Raw genomic sequence first — 12701 nt, forward strand, 5'->3', positions numbered from 1 at the left:
GCGCTCACGTCGTCACCTGGCTCCTGGTGCCCGGTGCCGTGCGCAGGTCACCGAAGCCGTCGCGCCAGCTCGGGTGCGACGGCTTCCAGCCGAGCTCGCGCTTCGCCTTGGCGTTGGACGCCCCGCGCAGCTCGGTCATCATCACCGCTCCGATCTCACCGGTGAGCAACCGCCCCACGAAACGAGGCACGCGCATCGGCTCCTTGGCACCCAACGTACGCGCCAGGACCGGCAACCACTCGGCCACCGGCGCGGGTTCGTCGTCGACCACGTTGTAGACCCCCCGACGGCCGTGGTCGATCGCCGCGACCGTCGCCTCGGCAGCGTCCTCGATGTGGATGAACGACCACACGCCCGCACCGTCGCCCACCACGGGGAACTTGCGCCGCCGGACGGCCTCGGTCTGTTCGCCGTCCGGTCCGAGGGACGTGCCCGGCCCGTAGAAGCCGCCGTAGCGCAGCACGACTCCCTCGGTCCAGCTGGCCGCGAGGACGGCGTCCTCGACGTGGCGGATCGCCGCGACCGTCTCGCGCATCTCCTTGGCCGGGCCCGGTCCGAAGGAGTCCTCCTCGGTCTTGACCAGACTTCCCGTGCGTTCGTATGCCGCGAAGAAGCTCTGCGCGACGAACCGCTTCACGCCGACTGCCTGGCCGGCCGAAAGCAAGTGGTCCGTGCCTTCGGTCCGCAGCCGGTTGGTCATCGCGAACGCGCGGTCGAAGTGCCGCAGGTCCATCGGGCCGATGGAGGTCAGCTGGTGGACGATCACGTCCGGCTGCACCCGGGCCACGGCCTCGGCGACCTGGTCGGCGTCGAGGGCGTCGGCGAGCACCGGGGCGGCGCCCAGGTCGCGCACCAGCTGTTGGTGGGAGGCGTGGTGCGTCATGCCGTACACCTCGTGACCCGCCCCGACCAGCCGTGGCACGAGCTGGCGGCCGATGGCTCCGGTGGCTCCTGCGACGAAGACCTTCATCATTCACTCCCTTGTCCCATGAAAACGATCGCTGTACCCATCAAGACAGGACAGCCTTCCGCGCTGTGACAGCTGGTCAGGTGTCCTGGGCGGGAGTCTCCCCATCGCCGCGCAGGCGCTCGTTGTCCCGCAGGAGGTCGGAGTTGCGCGCCCGCAGCCTGCGGTTGCGCGTGGCGAGGTCGGCGTTGTCGTCCTGGAGCTCCAGCACCAGGGCCACAGCCGTGAGGGGGATCCCGGACTCGGCCAGCTCGCTGACGCGGGCGATCCGGGCGAGGTCGGCGTCGCTGTACCGGCGCGTGCCGCCGGCGGTGCGTTCCGGGCGGACCAGGCCTCTCTCCTCGTACAGACGCAGCGTCGGGATGGGCACGCCGGCGAGATCGGCTGCCACAGAGATCGTGTAGACCGGGCGGTCGGAAGGGCCCGTCGCAGCGCTCATACGACCCTCGATCGAGGGCTTGACAAAACCCGTGCTAGAGATTTACAAAATCTACAGAACATGACTGAGATTCTAGTGGATCGAAGTCGGGTTCGGCAGAACAGGACCCTCACAACACTGGAGGTGGTTGAGATGCTCATGCGGACTGACCAGTTCCGCGAGCTGGACCAGCTGGCACAGCAAGTCTTCGGGACGATGGCTCGGCCCACGGTGATGCCGATGGATGCGTGGCGCCAGGGCGACGTGTTCGTCGTGGAGTTCGACCTTCCCGGCGTCGAACCGGGCTCGATCGACCTCGACGTGGAGCGCAACGTGCTCACCGTCAAGGCCGAGCGCGGTCGGCTCTCCGACGAAGCCGAGACGATCGCCACCGAGAGGCCGCGCGGCGTGTTCAGCCGACAGCTCTTCCTCGGCGACAGCCTCGATGTCGACCGCGTCGAGGCGGCCTACAGGGACGGCGTGCTCCGGCTGACGATCCCGGTCGCCGAGCAGGCCAAGCCCCGCAAGATCGAGATCAGCTCGGGCGAGCGGCGACAGCACGCGATCTCCGCCTGAGGTTCCGACCCGAGACGGGTTGTCCCCGCCGACCGCACGGTCGGCGGGGACCCCACTGCGTCCCTCAGCCGTGGGCCCCTCAACCCTGCGCTCAGCGCTGGGCGACCGAGGCGACCGGGCGGCCCGCCGGCAGCACCACGTCGGACCGACGGGGCAGCCACCGCACTGCGGCGGCCGTCGTCGGGTTGGAGCCGTACGCGAGCATGGCCAGGAAGACGCCGTAGACCGGCAGGTGGCCCACCAGCTCGGTCTGGCCGAACAGGATCAGGGTGGCGTTGAACGGCACCATCGCGACCAGCACCGCGACCTGTGGCAGCGCCCCGGACAGCACCAGCAGACCGAACAACAGCTCGATGCTTCCGGCGATGACGATGAACACGTCAGTGGGCACATGCAGCCCGACGAGGCTGAACACGTTGAGCGCCGGATAGTGCTCCAGGGTCTCGCGCGCCATCGTCGGGTTGGTGAACTTTTCGGTGAACGCCAGCGCGATCAGCGCGACACCCACGCCGGCCCGCAGCGCGAGCAGCGCCCACCGCAGCTGGGCGTCGGACAGGGTCGTGGCGCCGTGACGGTTCACCCCCGCCGGGGCGATGACGAGGAAGGCCGCAACGGCCGCGATGTTGGCGCACTCCAGGAGCGCCATCGGCCCGGTGAATGCCGCCATGATCGGCCCGAGCGCCAGGGTCAGCGCGGCTGCCGGACGCTGCTGGAACCCGGTGATCAGCCACATGCCGAGGGCGGACTCGAGCAGCAGGAGGATGCCTCCGCCGGTCGCGTCCAGGTCGTCCACGGCGGGCGTGACGAACGCGCCCGTGGCAGCAAGAGCAAGGAGGGCCACGCCGAGGTGAATCCCGAGCAGCCGCGGCACCCAGGGCACCAGCCGTCCGACACCACGCAACACGGGCAGCTCGGGGCGGTCGAGACGCAGCGCGACCCTGCGCCACACCACGGTCACCACGACCACCGCGGCCGTCAGCGCCAGCGGCAGAGGCCGCAGGAAGAAGCCCCAGTCGGCGGGCGCCGAGTCCACGAACCAGCGTTCATGGGTGGGAAGGACCAGCGCGGGCAGGGCCAGGACGGGGACCATGTGGCAATTCTCCAGGGGAGTCGAGGTGGGCCGGGCCGCGGGGGTGGCGTGCGCGGTGAGGCGTGGAAGGGGCGCGCGTCGCCCGGCCGCCGGGGTGGACGGCATACCGAAAGTACGGTGCGCGACCGCACCACACCCGGGCCCTAGGTCCCGACCTCTCGCTGGGCTGCTACCGCATCCGGCGTACGGGCTCCGTCACCCTTCGGCGGGATCCGGCCGTGGATGCGTCCACCTAGCGTCGAGGGGCGCCGGGGTCGACACCCGGCCCGCGCGAGAGATTCCCACGAGGATGAGGAGAACCCGATGAGACTTGCCCGCGTCGCTGCTGGTGCAGCGCTGGCCCTGGCCGCCGTCACGGCGCTGCCTGCCGGCTCCGCCTCCGCCGAGGAGCTTGCCCCGCCGGAGATCGCCTGGGTAGGGGACCAGGTGGTGGCCAACGGGAGCAACGCCTACATCCAGGCCAAGTTCCGCTGCTTTGGTGGGGAGACCGGAACGCACCTGTGGGCCTCGATCAAGCAGGGCGGGCCCGACCCGACCGCTGAGGGTTCAGGGATGACCTCGGACGCCTGGTACGACACGAACTACCAGTACGCCAACAACCCCGCCGGTCAGACGATCCAGTGCGATGGGAAGTGGCACGTCAACCGGTTCACGGTCAAGCTCGTCGACCACCCGTTCGGCACCGGCTACGTCTCGGGTGAGCTCGCCAAGGGCGCCGCGTGGGTGCAGTTCTGCGTGTTCGACTCCAGCGCGACGGACGACAACTTCCCGACCGGGTTCGCCTACAACTACGGCTGGCGGACCGTCATCGCCCAGCACTGAGACATCCAGAAACAGGCACGCGGGCTGCCGAGGAGGGTATGCCGGGTGGTGACCACCCGGCATACCTGCCTGCGGGCGGGGGAGGGGGCGGGGCAGGGCGTGGGCAGTGGGCGGTCGATTGCGCACGATGCCGCGCCGCGGCATACGGTTGAAGCATGGACTACCGATACCTCGGCAACAGCGGACTCAAGATCTCCGAGATCACCTACGGAAACTGGCTCACCCACGGCTCCCAGGTCGAGAACGACGTCGCCGCGCAATGCGTGGCTGCCGCCCTCGACGCGGGCATCAGCACGTTCGACACCGCGGACGTCTACGCCAACACCAAGGCGGAGACCGTCCTCGGCGAGGCGCTGAAGGGTGAGCGACGCGAGAGCCTGGAGATCTTCACGAAGGTCTACTGGCCGACCGGCCCGGGTGGGAAGAACGACACCGGCCTGTCGCGCAAGCACATCATGGAGTCGATCAACGGCTCGCTGCAGCGCCTCCAGACCGACTACGTCGACCTCTACCAGGCGCACCGCTACGACACCGAGACCCCGCTCGAGGAGACGATGCAGGCCTTCGCCGACGTCGTCCGCCAGGGCAAGGCGCTCTACATCGGCGTCAGCGAGTGGACCGCTGACCAGATCCGCGAGGGCGTCGCGCTCTCCAAGGAGCTCGGCTTCCAGCTCATCTCGAGCCAGCCGCAGTACTCCATGCTGTGGCGGGTCATCGAGGGCGAGGTCGTGCCGACGTGCGAGGAGCTCGGCGTCAGCCAGATCGTCTGGAGCCCCATCGCCCAGGGCGTGCTCACCGGGAAGTACCAGCCGGGGCAGCAGCCGCCGGCGGGCTCGCGCGCCGCCGACGAGAAGGGCGGTGCCGACATGATCAAGCGGTTCATGAACGACGACGTCCTCACCCGCGTCCAGGGGCTCAAGCCGATCGCGGACGAAGCCGGCCTGTCGATGGCGCAGCTCGCGGTGGCCTGGGTGCTGCAGAACCCCAACGTCGCGGCCGCGCTGGTCGGGGCGTCGCGTCCGGAGCAGGTGCACGAGAACGTCAAGGCTGCGGGTGTGAAGCTCGAGCCGGCCGTCATGAAGCAGATCGACGAGGTCCTCGGTGACATCGTGGAGCGCGACCCGGGCAAGACCAAGGAGACCGCGCCGCAGAAGCGCATCGCCTGAGATCACCGTCGCTACACCATTCGGCCTCCCTCGATCGACGGAGGCGCAACCGCTCGATCGGGGTCACCATCACCTCATGGGTGATGGTGACCGGATCGACGCGGGGGCCACCTGGGTGGTGTACGACGGGGCTCCCTTCGTCGACCCCACCGTCGGGCACCAGGGCACGTTCGTGGATGTGTGCCTCTCGCTCAACGAGGCCGAGCTCGTCCACCTGTGCGACTACTGGGAGTGGCGGGCGGACCTCGCGACCCGCGACATCGACCGTTGGTGGTGCTGGACCGTCGTCCGGTTCGGCCGGGGCCTGCTGGCCGGGCGGCGCGAGTCGCGCCCTCGTCCGCACCAGTGGTTCTGAGCGGCGCCCCTCAGGGCCTGGGGTCGCGGTCGGTGGCCGCCTGCCTGGCGATTCGGCTGTCCGTGCGCACGATCGACACGACGAGCGCGGCGCCACCCAGGGCGGCCAGCAGGAAGAACACCATGGCGATGGCGGGATAGCCGAGGATGCGGTTCTCGGTGGGCACCTGCATCATGAGCGCCGCGCCGACCACGAGGGCCGCCATCACGATGCCCATGGTCAGGCGGTTCGCGAGCCGCTGGAGGACGTGCAGGAAGCGGGCCTCGTCGAGGGCGTCCACCCGCAGCGAGAACTTGCCCCCGGCGAGGTTCTCCATGATGGCGTTGGCGCGGCTGGGAAAGTTCGCCGTGAACTCCTTGGCATCGATGGCGGCGGCCATCAGCCCAGACGCCGAGACGTTCAGGCCACTGCCCATGATGTCGGCGACGTTCTCGCGGATGGCCGCGGCGGGTGCGAAGTTCGGGTCGAGGTGCTTGGTCACCTGGTCGAGGTTGAGCAGGGCCTTGGCCACCATGGTCATCTCCGGTGGTGGGCGCAGGCCGTGGACGCCCGACAGCCGGCTCAGCTCCATCAGGACGGCACCCGCCTGCACCTGGTCGCCCAGTGACACCGCGCGCGACACCAGCGCCGCCACCTCGTCGCGGAACTGCCCCGCGTCATAGCCATCGAGCGGTTCCCCCATGGAGGCGAGCACCGTTGCCACGTCTTCGCCGTCGGCGTCGCCAATCGCCAGCAGCAGCTTGACGATCTTGTCCTGGACACGCGGCGGGACCGTCGCGACCATGCCGAGGTCGATGAGGCCGAGCCGGCCGTCCGGCGTGAGCAGCACATTGCCCGGGTGCGGGTCCGCGTGCAGGAAGCCGTCCACGAGGATCATCCGCAGGTATGCCGCGAAGAGCTCGCGCACGAGCGGCTCACCGTCGATGTCCAGCATGCCCAGGGGGCCGATGTCGGTGACCTTGCGGCCGGGCACGAGGTCCATCGTCAGGACCCGACCGCTGGTGTAGTCGGCAACGGGTTGAGGGACCACCAGCCGGGGGTAGTCCGCAGTGAGCTCGCCCAGGCGCACCAGGTTGGCCGCTTCTCGCTGGTAGTCCAGCTCACCCGCGAGCGAGCGGCGGAAGTGCGTGAGCAGCTGACCGAAGCCGTAGCGACGTCCCAGGTCGGTGTGGTCGTCGGCGAAGGCGGCGATCTTGCCGAGCGCCTCCATGTCGTCGCGCACCACCTCCCGAACTCCTGGGCGCTGCACCTTGACGACGACCTCCCTGCCGCTGGGCAGGACCGCGCGGTGCACCTGTCCGAGGGAGGCAGCGGCCAGGGGAGCCTGGTCGAACGAGGCGAACGCATGCCGGATCGAGACACCCAGCTCGTCCTCGATGATCTGCTGGACCTGCTCGTAGGGGAACGGCTCGACCTTGTCCTGCAAGCGGGTCAGCGCCTCGGTGTAGGCCGGCGGCAAGAGGTCGACGCGCGTCGACAGCAGCTGGCCCAGCTTGACGTACGTCGGACCCATGGCCTCGAGGTCGTCGGCCAGGGACTCGGCGGCGGACGTGTCGCCGGCCGGCCGCTCGTCCTCGACGAGGAACTCGTCGAACCCCGCGCCGCTGACCAGGTCCGATCGGCCGTGACGGACGAGCATCCGCGCGAGTGCGGCGTATCGGACTGCGTTGGAAGGGTCGAACGGAGATCTCATGGCGCCATCTTGGCAGGCCGGGTCCCCTGCACTCGCACACGCCATTCCCACAGGTCAGAGCCTCGGCTGGAGAAGCCTGAACCCTCAGCCGGAGAAGCAGGGGCCTGAGCCGACCAGGCGCAGCCCTTCGAGGTCGCCGGCTCCGAATCCGGTCTGGCCTTCCATCGACGCGTACATCAGCTGGCGACGGTCCGTCACGTGCCCCAGGCCGACGAGATGACCGAGCTCGTGCATGACGATGCTGCGCGCGCCCACCCGGCCGCCGGGCTCGTCGAGGATCTGTTCGAACGCGGGGGCGTCCAGCAGCACGGCACCGGTCACGTAGTGCTGGTCGGCCCGGTCGCGGTAGGGCGCCATGACCGGACCCCCGACTCCGACGACCCGGCCGGCCAGCTCGGAGTTGGCGCTGTCGTGGGTCCAGGCGACGAGGACCGGAGCCCACCGGTTCCCGTAGAGCCGCACATCGACACTGCGCCGACGGATGGTCGGCGTCTCACTGGTGCGACCGTCGACCGTGATGACCAGGCCGGTCGCAGCGCTCACCTGCGCGGCAGCCTCCCTGATCAGCTGGTCGCCGCCCCGGGGGGACTCGGCGCCGTTCACCACGAGGTGGATCGGTCTGCACGGGTCGAACCCGACGGGTCGTCCCGACGTCGTGGTCGCGAGGAACGTGTAGGCGGTGGACGTGGAGCGTTGTCGGGGCGAGGGGCGCAGACGGGTCTTGCCCGCGTCGGAGGGTACGGGTGGGGCCGCGCCGTCTGAGTCAGGCGGCGCGACCGGCGTGATCGGGGACCCCATCGCGATGTCACCGAGCGACGAGCCCGTGCCCTTGCCGAAGGCGTCCGCTCCCGCGCTCCCCGGCAGTAGGCGCGGGATCCCGACGACGGCCAGGGCAGCCAGGAGCAGCGCGACCAACACCTTGGTGGCGGTGCTGGAACCATTGCGTCGCGGTGGTCGCGTCACGCTGTACCCGACCACGCCGTAGTCCGTCTCGTGGTCACCCACGGGGGATGGCGCCGCCACGGCACCGGGCGGAGTCTCGACGCTGGTGGGAGTCTCCGCGCTGGTGGGCCTGCCGGCGCTGGTGGAAGTCTCGCTGGTGGAAGTCTCGCTGGTGCTGAGGTCCGTGCTCGGCACGGCGGATGCACTACGGGTCCGCGGTCGTCCTGCCCGCAGGTCGTCCAGACACCGCAGGCAGAGCAGCTCCCTGGCCGTCGGGTCGAAGCCGGCCTGCATGCCGCGCGACAGCGGCTCACCGCACCCGCAGTGCGCCGACACCTCGAGCCGCCACAGCTCCACCTCGTCGAGCTCCACGCCGTTCCTTCCCACATTCGCCGGGCACCTACGCCCAGCGCATCCCCCCAGCACATCCGCCCACCACAACTCGGCTTCCATCGTCCTCAACCCCCGCGGCGCCATGTCCTCGACCGCCGTCACACGAGCCGAACGGACTAGGCGCGGGGACTCCCGACGAGAGGTGTGGCAGCGGGTCGCCACCCGGCATACCTCACCGCACGCCTCACCACGCGCGTCACCACACGCCTCCCGCGTGCCTCACGAGGCTGGTCCCCACCCTTGCCGCCAGTGAATTTTGCCCGCTCCTGTTGCCAGCGGGCCCAAGGCTTGGTCGACTGGACCTCGTGGGTCACGCCCACCCGGGGAGTGGCCCTCGGACGGAGGTTCTCCATGAGCAGTGTGGTCGAAACGGTCCCGGACGACGCAGACGCAGACGCCGGCGACCTGGAGGCAGGCGTGCGCGCGGGGGTTGTGGTCCCCGCACCTGTCGAGCAGGTCTGGCAGCACCTGATCAGTGCCGCGGGCACCGAAGCCCTCTTCGGCGAGGGCGCCCGGATCGGCAACAAGGGCGAGCCGTGGCACGCGGCCGACGGGTCCTACGGTGTGGTGCGCAGCTTCCATCCCGTCGAGCAGGTGCGGGTCACCTGGCACCCCCATGAGGACGGGCCGTTGAGCATGCTCGACGTGCAGCTGCGACCTGAGGGGGACGCGACGAGGGTCGAGGTCTTCCACGAAGGTCGCGGCATCGCCGGTGACCCACGTGCCGACCTGCAGCACTGGGACGACGCACTCGGCCGGCTGGCTGGAGGGGTAACCAGCCGGGGCTGAGCCCTCTGGCGCCGGCGCTGGCGCGGGCTTGGCTCGCCGGGTATCCGCGCTGTGGATGGCTCTGCGCCCGTTGGCGCCTGTTTGCATAGACTCGCGTGCGATCGAGTAGCGGGGGGCTACTGAGGGGAGATCGAGCGTGAGTTCTGTGCGTCCGTATGCCGTGTGCGGCCTTGTCGCCTTGCTGGCCTTAGTGGGGTGCGCGGGTGCGGGAGACGACCCGCCGCCCAGCAGTTCGACGACGTCGAGCGTTTCGCCGACAAGCTCTCCGCCCACGAGTCCGACAACGACGAGCAGTCCAGCCGACGGCTACCCGGCTGCTGCTCGAGCCCAAACCGTCGAGGGCGGCCAAGTTTTCGTGGAGTACTACTACACGACTCTCAACAAGGTTCTCCGCGAACCCGAGGTCGGCGTACTGCCCGGTCTCGCGGTGGATTCGTGTGTCTTCTGCCAGCGAAACGAACAATCGGTCGAGGACCTTGTCGCAGGGGGAGGCAAGTACTCATCCCCTCCGGTAGCCCTCAAGGGTCTAGGCCCGCTGGATGGCGCACCCAAGGGGCAGCTCTATTTTCAGGCAACATCCGCGCAGCTAGGGGCATGGGTAGTCGACCGAGACGGCAATAGGGTGCATCAAGATGACGTTTCGTCGCTGCCCGTGAGTATCGCGATTGTCTGGGTCGACGGTTCCTGGAAGCTCTACGGGGCTGACAAGGCATGATCCGGCGGCTCGCCCTCGGCATGCTTGGCGTCGTGACGTTTTCGCTGTCCCTTCCATGCGCGGCGTGGGCAGCCTGCCCGCCGTCATGCGGCGGCACGAATGGCCAGTACACCGAGTCCGGCGCGAGTGTTGACACGCTTGGTCGCTCCTACATGAAGCAACTCCAGGCGAAGGCTGGCCGGGTCGGTCTCCCCGGAGCGGCAGGCCCGTTCTTCAAGTACGCGTCGACGGGGCTTTGTGGCGGCGCTCGGCCTGACAACGACACCGACAACGCCTGCGGCGCTGTCGCCCGTTGCGAGGCGAACACCCCTGCCCAGGGGCAGGGACCCCCTTTGGCCGTCTGGGAAGCCCGGATCGACAAGGACGGCACGCCGGTCGACGGCCTGGACAAGCCCATCGCCGCTCCTCAATGGCAGAGACTGGGTGTGACCTGCCTGCCCGAGATGGTTCCGGGTGAGCGGCCTCGCCTCACGATGGCCCAGATCACGGCGGCTTTCCACGACACGAACTTTGCGTTGGCAACGGTCAACATCCAGCCCGAAGGCAACGTCACCCTCGTGACGCTGCCGACCTACTTCGAGCTGCGTTGGCCATCGAAGGGCTACCAGCCGGACGAGGTGGACGCCGTGGACCCGGCGCGGATGGCGGGCTTCCGAGTCGACATCCGCCCGCGGTTCAAGTCCGTCCGCTACGACTACGGGGACGGCACGAGCGAGCGCACCAACTCCCTCGGGGGTCCCTACCCCGATGGCGACATCCGCCATGAGTACGCCAAGAGCGGCAACTACCGGGTGCGAGCCGACGTCACGTACGCAGGTCAGTACCGGGTCAACGGCGGTGAGTGGATCGTCATCCCCGGCGACGTGACGATCCAGGGCACCCCCGAGACCTTGACCGTGAAGACCGCCAAAGCCCGGCTTGTCACCAACTGACTGGCTCCCGAGGTGTTGCCGGCAGATCGTCACAGACCCCGATTTCGAGGCTCCGGTGACCACCAGGACGCAACAAGTCCCGGCCCTCCCGACTGGTTGCCGGCAGATCGTCACCGATCCCCGATTCGGGGGCCCGGTGACCACCAGGACGCAACAAGTCCGCCACTCCCGGACGTGTTGCCGGCAGATCATCACCGATTTAGGTCCGTTGGCCTCAGGCGAGGTCGTGCTCCGACGCATACACCCCTGCGGCTGTGCGCGACGTGACCCCGATCTTGGTGAAGATGTTGCTGAGGTGGCGCTGCACCGTCTTCTGGCTGAGGAACAGCGACGAGGCGATCTGCGGGTTGCTCTGCCCCCGCGCGACCAGGCGCAGCACCTCCACCTCCCGAGCAGTGAGCCCATCCGGCAGGTCGCGGGCCAGCAGCCGCTCGACCTCGTGCTGGGCCGGCCTGGCCCCGAGCTCGGCGAACGTCCGCTGCGCCACGGTCAGCTCCGACTGTGCCGAGTCCTCGTCCCCCAGCGCCCGGTAGGCCAGACCGATCCTCACCCGGGCCTGTGCTGCCTCGAACCGACCCCCACGGTCGATCCACACCTTCCAGGCGCGGCGCAGCGGAGCCAGCGCCCCGGCGGCGTCGCCCGCATCGAGCGCGACGAGCCCCACGGCGTACGCGGCACGGGCGGAGAGGCCATCGCACGCGAAGTTGTCAGCGGTCTGCTGCAGCTCGTCGGCGGCCGCACGGGCGGCCTCTTTGTCGCCATCCGCGAGCAGCACCTCGACCGCCGACGGCAACAGCTGCGCGCGGGTGACGGGGTCGTAGGCCTCGTTCAACAGGCGTCGAACCGAGGCCGCGGCAGCCGCGGTGCGACCACGGTCCAGCCACAGCAGGGACAGGCCCGGCTGGGCCTCGTGCCCATGGGTGCGCGCCAGGGCGAAGGCAGCCTCGGCAGCGGCGTACTCACCTTGGACCCGCTGGATCTCTCCCTGTTCGTACAGCGCCAGCCCGGTCGCCGGCGGCGACCCGTTCGCGGCGTACCGCTCACGTGCGCGGGCCAGCTCGGTCAGCGCCAGCGGGAAGTCCCCGCTTGCCCGCAGGACCTGCGCGCGGTGCACCGCGCACTGCCCGGTGAAGGGGACCAGGTCCGGCTGCGCGTCACACCAGCGCGACAGCACCCCCGTCCACTCGGTGATCCTCCCGTAGTCGGCAACCTCCTGGCAGGCCTCGATCATCAGGCACAGGATCTCGCCGGTGAGGATCGGCGATACCTCGCCGCCCGTGAGGCCCAGCATTGCCTCGTCGAGCAGCGTCAGCCCTTCGGGAACGCGTCCCGCATAGAGCAGCAACCGACCACGACTGGCCAGGCCGAACGTCACGAGATCCGAGTCACCCCAACGCTGCCCGATCTCCAGTAGCTGGGTCGCGACCTCGAGCGCCTCGGCGAATCGACCCGCGTAGACCAGTGGAATCATGTCGTGGATGCGCAGGAAGCCCCGCTCCACGCAGTCGTCGGGCTGGTCGGCCAGCAGGCGGGCTCCCCGGGCCACCCAGCCGCCGCCCACCGACGGGTTGCCGTTGGCGCTGAACACGTACCCGAGCCAGTGCGCGTCGCGGGCTGCGGCCAGAGAGTCCCCGGCGTCGAGGTGCTGGTGGAACGAGCCCTCCAGGGCCGCGGTGGTGGTGTCGCGGTCACCCACCATGTAGGCGGCCACGGCCAGGAGGCCCAGGTCTGCGGGGGAGAGGTGGCTGGTGTCGAAGGCGCGCAGCCGTTCGTACGCCGTGCCCCAGGCCCGGCGCGCATACGCCTCGCGGCCCTCGACGACACCTGTGTCGATGCCCATCGC

Annotated in this window: 13 protein-coding genes; 7 read left to right on the forward strand and 6 right to left on the reverse strand. The window is 69.5% G+C overall.

Annotation, left to right across the window (positions count from 1 at the left end):
- Positions 1 to 4: 4 nt before the first annotated feature.
- Together AC1DWR_RS02275 and AC1DWR_RS02280 are read right to left on the reverse strand one after the other, a co-directional pair.
- Positions 5 to 970 (reverse strand): NAD-dependent epimerase/dehydratase family protein, encoded by a 966-nt coding sequence (locus AC1DWR_RS02275; RefSeq protein ID WP_477623520.1) that lies wholly within the window; start codon positions 968 to 970, stop codon positions 5 to 7.
- A 76-nt stretch (positions 971 to 1046) separates the two neighbouring features.
- Entirely contained in the window at positions 1047 to 1406 is a 360-nt protein-coding gene (locus tag AC1DWR_RS02280) for a MerR family transcriptional regulator (RefSeq protein WP_477623521.1), read from the reverse strand.
- Between the two features lie 132 nt (positions 1407 to 1538).
- Between AC1DWR_RS02280 and AC1DWR_RS02285 the strand changes: the two genes are divergently transcribed.
- On the forward strand, positions 1539 to 1961 hold the full coding sequence (locus AC1DWR_RS02285) for an Hsp20/alpha crystallin family protein (RefSeq protein ID WP_477623522.1): 423 nt from the start codon (positions 1539 to 1541) through the stop codon (positions 1959 to 1961).
- Between the two features lie 91 nt (positions 1962 to 2052).
- Here AC1DWR_RS02285 and AC1DWR_RS02290 read toward each other — a convergent pair whose 3' ends face one another.
- Positions 2053 to 3051: a hypothetical protein gene (locus AC1DWR_RS02290; RefSeq protein WP_477623523.1), complete on the reverse strand. Its 999-nt coding sequence runs from the start codon at positions 3049 to 3051 to the stop codon at positions 2053 to 2055.
- A 303-nt stretch (positions 3052 to 3354) separates the two neighbouring features.
- On the opposite strand from AC1DWR_RS02290, the gene AC1DWR_RS02295 reads away from it, so the two are divergent.
- The 3 genes from AC1DWR_RS02295 to AC1DWR_RS02305 all read left to right on the forward strand — a co-directional run bounded on the left by AC1DWR_RS02295 (position 3355) and on the right by AC1DWR_RS02305 (position 5394).
- Positions 3355 to 3873 carry a hypothetical protein gene (locus AC1DWR_RS02295; protein ID WP_477623524.1) on the forward strand — a complete coding sequence of 173 codons (519 nt, stop codon included), beginning with the start codon at positions 3355 to 3357 and terminating at the stop codon, positions 3871 to 3873.
- A 155-nt stretch (positions 3874 to 4028) separates the two neighbouring features.
- Positions 4029 to 5039: an aldo/keto reductase family protein gene (locus AC1DWR_RS02300; RefSeq protein ID WP_477623525.1), complete on the forward strand. Its 1011-nt coding sequence runs from the start codon at positions 4029 to 4031 to the stop codon at positions 5037 to 5039.
- Positions 5040 to 5115: 76 nt separating this feature from the next.
- Positions 5116 to 5394: a hypothetical protein gene (locus AC1DWR_RS02305; RefSeq protein WP_477623526.1), complete on the forward strand. Its 279-nt coding sequence runs from the start codon at positions 5116 to 5118 to the stop codon at positions 5392 to 5394.
- Positions 5395 to 5404: 10 nt separating this feature from the next.
- On the opposite strand, the gene AC1DWR_RS02310 is transcribed toward AC1DWR_RS02305, so the two are convergent.
- Both AC1DWR_RS02310 and AC1DWR_RS02315 read right to left on the reverse strand, forming a co-directional pair.
- Positions 5405 to 7087, reverse strand: a complete 1683-nt coding sequence (locus AC1DWR_RS02310; RefSeq protein ID WP_477623527.1) for an ABC1 kinase family protein — start codon at positions 7085 to 7087, stop codon at positions 5405 to 5407.
- A gap of 84 nt (positions 7088 to 7171) precedes the next feature.
- Positions 7172 to 8401 (reverse strand): matrixin family metalloprotease, encoded by a 1230-nt coding sequence (locus AC1DWR_RS02315; RefSeq protein WP_477623528.1) that lies wholly within the window; start codon positions 8399 to 8401, stop codon positions 7172 to 7174.
- Positions 8402 to 8773: 372 nt separating this feature from the next.
- Between AC1DWR_RS02315 and AC1DWR_RS02320 the strand changes: the two genes are divergently transcribed.
- From AC1DWR_RS02320 to AC1DWR_RS02330, 3 genes are all read left to right on the forward strand, one after another.
- Positions 8774 to 9211: an SRPBCC family protein gene (locus AC1DWR_RS02320; protein WP_477623529.1), complete on the forward strand. Its 438-nt coding sequence runs from the start codon at positions 8774 to 8776 to the stop codon at positions 9209 to 9211.
- Between the two features lie 355 nt (positions 9212 to 9566).
- Entirely contained in the window at positions 9567 to 9926 is a 360-nt protein-coding gene (locus tag AC1DWR_RS02325; RefSeq protein WP_477623530.1) for a hypothetical protein, read from the forward strand.
- Positions 9927 to 10078: 152 nt separating this feature from the next.
- Positions 10079 to 10858: a hypothetical protein gene (locus AC1DWR_RS02330; RefSeq protein ID WP_477623531.1), complete on the forward strand. Its 780-nt coding sequence runs from the start codon at positions 10079 to 10081 to the stop codon at positions 10856 to 10858.
- Positions 10859 to 11072: 214 nt separating this feature from the next.
- On the opposite strand, the gene AC1DWR_RS02335 is transcribed toward AC1DWR_RS02330, so the two are convergent.
- Positions 11073 to 12698, reverse strand: a complete 1626-nt coding sequence (locus AC1DWR_RS02335; RefSeq protein ID WP_477623532.1) for a LuxR C-terminal-related transcriptional regulator — start codon at positions 12696 to 12698, stop codon at positions 11073 to 11075.
- Between the last annotated feature and the right edge of the window lie 3 nt (positions 12699 to 12701).

The sequence above is a fragment of the Pedococcus sp. P2_E2 genome, assembly GCF_056403955.1.

What these genes read in the sequence shown, in the direction of transcription:
- AC1DWR_RS02295 (WP_477623524.1), top strand. Translation starts at nt 3,355, where the DNA reads ATGAGACTTGCCCGCGTCGCTGCTGGTGCAGCGCTGGCCCTGGCCGCC.
- AC1DWR_RS02275 (WP_477623520.1), bottom strand. Translation starts at nt 970, where the DNA reads ATGAAGGTCTTCGTCGCAGGAGCCACCGGAGCCATCGGCCGCCAGCTC.
- AC1DWR_RS02330 (WP_477623531.1), top strand. Translation starts at nt 10,079, where the DNA reads ATGAAGCAACTCCAGGCGAAGGCTGGCCGGGTCGGTCTCCCCGGAGCG.
- AC1DWR_RS02285 (WP_477623522.1), top strand. Translation starts at nt 1,539, where the DNA reads ATGCTCATGCGGACTGACCAGTTCCGCGAGCTGGACCAGCTGGCACAG.
- AC1DWR_RS02310 (WP_477623527.1), bottom strand. Translation starts at nt 7,087, where the DNA reads ATGAGATCTCCGTTCGACCCTTCCAACGCAGTCCGATACGCCGCACTC.
- AC1DWR_RS02320 (WP_477623529.1), top strand. Translation starts at nt 8,774, where the DNA reads ATGAGCAGTGTGGTCGAAACGGTCCCGGACGACGCAGACGCAGACGCC.
- AC1DWR_RS02305 (WP_477623526.1), top strand. Translation starts at nt 5,116, where the DNA reads ATGGGTGATGGTGACCGGATCGACGCGGGGGCCACCTGGGTGGTGTAC.
- AC1DWR_RS02290 (WP_477623523.1), bottom strand. Translation starts at nt 3,051, where the DNA reads ATGGTCCCCGTCCTGGCCCTGCCCGCGCTGGTCCTTCCCACCCATGAA.
- AC1DWR_RS02300 (WP_477623525.1), top strand. Translation starts at nt 4,029, where the DNA reads ATGGACTACCGATACCTCGGCAACAGCGGACTCAAGATCTCCGAGATC.
- AC1DWR_RS02335 (WP_477623532.1), bottom strand. Translation starts at nt 12,698, where the DNA reads ATGGGCATCGACACAGGTGTCGTCGAGGGCCGCGAGGCGTATGCGCGC.
- AC1DWR_RS02280 (WP_477623521.1), bottom strand. Translation starts at nt 1,406, where the DNA reads ATGAGCGCTGCGACGGGCCCTTCCGACCGCCCGGTCTACACGATCTCT.